We start from the raw sequence: 3,018 nt of genomic DNA on the forward strand, positions 1-3,018 counted from the left end.
CTCAACTCCCTCGCCGACTACCTCACCAAAGTCGGAACCACCGGCCAGAAAACAGAGCAGAACTAACCCTCAGGATTTCTGGCGCATCACACTAGATCTCGAAGAGGGGTTCTGTTCCGTGCCAAGGCTGGGGATCAAGGACAGATCGCAGGTTGGTGATGCTGCGTCGCCAACGTTGGCCTTCGCCGGATTCGTCCCACAGCTCGGCGATGTAGGACCCTTCGGCCACGACCCGGTCGAGGGCCTCTACCGCGAGAACGCGAACGTCGTCAGGAAACGCCGGCATCGGCTCTTTCGGGCCGAAGACGTCGTCGACGGGCTCACCCGCGGGCTGTCGAGCCGCGATCAGGCGGGCCGCGGCAATGGCTTCCTCGAGGTGCTCCTGGGTGCGGACCGCCGCGCGAAGGACCTGACGGACGACGGCTTCGCGTTCGCTCGCGTCCGTCTCATCCAGGGTTTGGGAGAAATCCGCCGCCGTGTCGTTCTGGAACGGCCCCATGCCCCAGGTGCCCATGCCGTCGACCTCCCTTGACAAGGCGGATCCTTGCATGAAGCGCCTGATCGACGTCGGTGGGGGTGCCGACCCGTGTGAAGCCGTTGTCGGTGACGTGGCGGATCGCGCCGACGATGTGGCGGCGGTGGTGCTCCTCCGCGCCGCTGCCGTGCGCCGTCCGGCACTCAGCCGGTGACTGCCCGCTGTTCGGCGCGGTAGCGGTCGTAGGCGTCGAGAATCAAAGCCTTGCTGCGGGCCCGTGATTCCGCCGCCAGGTACAGCGATTCGAGCAGCGCCCGGTAGCGCTCGACGTCCTTGACCCGGCTCAGGTAGGTGGCAGCCTCGACGTGTTCGAGGTAGACCAGCTCCTGCAGGCCGCCGTGCGCGAACCGCAACAAGGTCATCGAGGACGGCGGGGTGAGCGTGGCGGACTTGGCGAAGCGCACGATCCGCACCTGGATCCGGCGGCGTTCGATCGCCTCGAGCAGGAACCGCATCTGATCGGCCATCACCGCCGGCCCGCCCACCGGGCGCGCCAGCACGCTCTCGTCCAGCAACGCGATCAGCGTCTGGGTGCGTTGGCCGTTGCCCAGCACCTCCTGGCGGCCGCGTCGCAGCGCCACGCGTTGTTCGATCTCGCGCGGGTCGGCGTCGGGCAGGCCGTTGCGGATGACCGCGCGCGCATAGTCGGGGGTCTGCAGCAGGCCCGGGACCACGTGCACCTCCCAGGTGCTGATCCGGGTGGCAGACTCCTCCAGGCTGATCAACCGCCGCAACCAGCCCGGGGTGACGTCGGCGTAGCGGTGCCACCACGGTTTCTGGACGGCCTTGCGCAGCAGGTCCTCGACGGTGGCCAACGTGCCCGGCTCCCGCACCCCGTACGCCTTCAACAACTCCATCACGTCGCGGTGCTTGGGCGGACTCTCGCCCCGCTCCAGCCGCGAGACCTTCGACGCCGACCCGCGCACGACGTCGGCTGCCGCCTTGAGCCCCATGTCGCTCTCCAGCCGCAAATCACGCAGCATCGACCCCAGCACCTTCACCGCCGCGGCCGGCCGATCGGGCAGCGGATCCGGACCGGCCTCGCGCGTGGAGCCCGTGGCGGGGTCGGGGGACAGGGACACGCGGCGACTCCCAGCGGAACAAGAAAGGGGGGTGTACGCGCCAGTATTCCAAAGGCGCACACCCCCGTCCGCCGATCACACGATCACACGCAGGGCAGGTCCCTATTCGAGAAGGCGGTCGAACTCGCCCGCCTTGGCCCCGGCCACGAACATCGCCACCTCCGCCCTCGTGTACACCAGCGCCGGCCCCTGCGGATCCCGCGAATTCCGCACCGCGACACCACCACCGGGCACCACGCCCAGCTCCACACACTGACCCGTCGCCGAACTCGCCGCGCTCTTCACCCACTCCGTCACACCCAACGAAGCCGCCGGCGCACCGTTGACACCCTCGCGCACGTCGACTGTCGCGCCTTCGAGCGCGTGGTCGCGGGTGCGTGCCCGTCGAGGGTCGCAACTGCCGTGCACCGGCTGCGTCGTCATGCAGTCAAGGACGCGCCGGGAAGGTCGGTCGGGTTCGCGCGGTTTGGCGGGTGCCGCGCGGCGGACCCGCGACCTGGGATATTCGCCGGCGTGTCGGACACCCGCGGGCCGGACTCGACGCCCATGGAGGATGTGATCGCTCGACTCGCCAGGAAGAACCACGAGGCCGACGGCCGTTTCCACTCCGGCCGCCGAGCGTGGAGGGTCGTGGCGCACGGCCAGTGCGGATAGTACCACTGCGGGATGCTGCCTGGTGTCAGCGACGCGAGACCGCCTTCCGGCCCGAACCCCCGTCACCGATCTCGATCGCACGGCAGGTCTTGGCGGGTGCGGCATGGAGTGGTACGTCTCGCTGACCGCGGTCGATCATCCGGTGCTGCTCTGGGACTCCGACGGCTGGGAACCGGACCGGGGCGAGGATCCACACGACGGGCTGCGGTACGCGGCGCCGTCCCTGCGCGAGTGGCTGTGGACCTGGGCGGATGGAGGCAACGTCTGGGATTCGGTGTCGGCGCGGCCCGACGAGACGCATTGACCTTTGAGGTCGCTTCACTCGCGGTTCGACCCCTTCTGCATGGACTCGAATCTGCCTCACCGATATTCAACGGCTGCGAGTCATGTTCGGTTTGTGTGTAGAACCGAGCTCCGATGCAGGCGGGACATGCCGCTCGGGGCATGCGTTGAGTCGCTGACAACGACTCACGAAGCACGGTCCAGTCCTGCCGCTGCCGCCGCTTTCGCAACCGTTACGTGGACCGCGCCCGTTCCAGGTTCGCTCGCACCAATGCGATGAACGGATGGCCGGGGTTGAGCGCCCGTTCCGCGTCGTGCAGGGTCTGTTCGTACAGGGGGATCGCGCGGCCCAGGTCACCCGCCCTCTCGTACGCGCCCGCGAGGTTGTTGCGGGAGGCCAGCGTGTGGGGGTGGTCGGTGCCCAGCACCCGCACCCGGTCGCGCAAGGTCTGTTCGTACAGGGAG

General features: G+C 68.6%; 6 protein-coding genes. 2 read left to right on the forward strand and 4 right to left on the reverse strand.

Annotated features, from left to right (window positions below):
- Nucleotides 1-91: 91 nt before the first annotated feature.
- Nucleotides 92-514 carry a DUF4259 domain-containing protein gene (locus tag ACIRL2_RS50620; protein WP_402242461.1) on the reverse strand — a complete coding sequence of 141 codons (423 nt, stop codon included), beginning with the start codon at nt 512-514 and terminating at the stop codon, nt 92-94.
- Nucleotides 515-548: 34 nt separating this feature from the next.
- Between ACIRL2_RS50620 and ACIRL2_RS50625 the strand changes: the two genes are divergently transcribed.
- Nucleotides 549-689 (forward strand): hypothetical protein, encoded by a 141-nt coding sequence (locus tag ACIRL2_RS50625; RefSeq protein WP_402242464.1) that lies wholly within the window; start codon nt 549-551, stop codon nt 687-689.
- Here ACIRL2_RS50625 and ACIRL2_RS50630 read toward each other — a convergent pair.
- Nucleotides 679-1,617, reverse strand: coding sequence for a helix-turn-helix domain-containing protein (locus ACIRL2_RS50630; protein WP_402242467.1), 939 nt, complete (start codon nt 1,615-1,617; stop codon nt 679-681). The genes ACIRL2_RS50625 and ACIRL2_RS50630 overlap by 11 nt on opposite strands.
- A gap of 102 nt (nt 1,618-1,719) precedes the next feature.
- Nucleotides 1,720-1,956: a DUF397 domain-containing protein gene (locus ACIRL2_RS50635; protein WP_402242503.1), complete on the reverse strand. Its 237-nt coding sequence runs from the start codon at nt 1,954-1,956 to the stop codon at nt 1,720-1,722.
- Nucleotides 1,957-2,374: 418 nt separating this feature from the next.
- Between ACIRL2_RS50635 and ACIRL2_RS50640 the strand changes: the two genes are divergently transcribed.
- Nucleotides 2,375-2,575 (forward strand): hypothetical protein, encoded by a 201-nt coding sequence (locus tag ACIRL2_RS50640; protein ID WP_402242470.1) that lies wholly within the window; start codon nt 2,375-2,377, stop codon nt 2,573-2,575.
- 211 nt (nt 2,576-2,786) lie between these two features.
- Here ACIRL2_RS50640 and ACIRL2_RS50645 read toward each other — a convergent pair.
- Nucleotides 2,787-3,018 (reverse strand): tetratricopeptide repeat protein (locus ACIRL2_RS50645; RefSeq protein ID WP_402242473.1); only part of this gene is annotated, 232 nt, incomplete at its 5' end.

The organism is Embleya sp. NPDC127516 (genome assembly GCF_044765325.1).
In the GTDB taxonomy this organism is placed as follows: domain Bacteria; phylum Actinomycetota; class Actinomycetes; order Streptomycetales; family Streptomycetaceae; genus Embleya.

Bases quoted from the DNA above. Each gene is read 5' to 3' on its own strand.
- ACIRL2_RS50620 (WP_402242461.1), bottom strand. From the start codon at position 514: ATGGGCACCTGGGGCATGGGGCCGTTCCAGAACGACACGGCGGCGGAT.
- ACIRL2_RS50625 (WP_402242464.1), top strand. From the start codon at position 549: ATGAAGCGCCTGATCGACGTCGGTGGGGGTGCCGACCCGTGTGAAGCC.
- ACIRL2_RS50640 (WP_402242470.1), top strand. From the start codon at position 2,375: ATGGAGTGGTACGTCTCGCTGACCGCGGTCGATCATCCGGTGCTGCTC.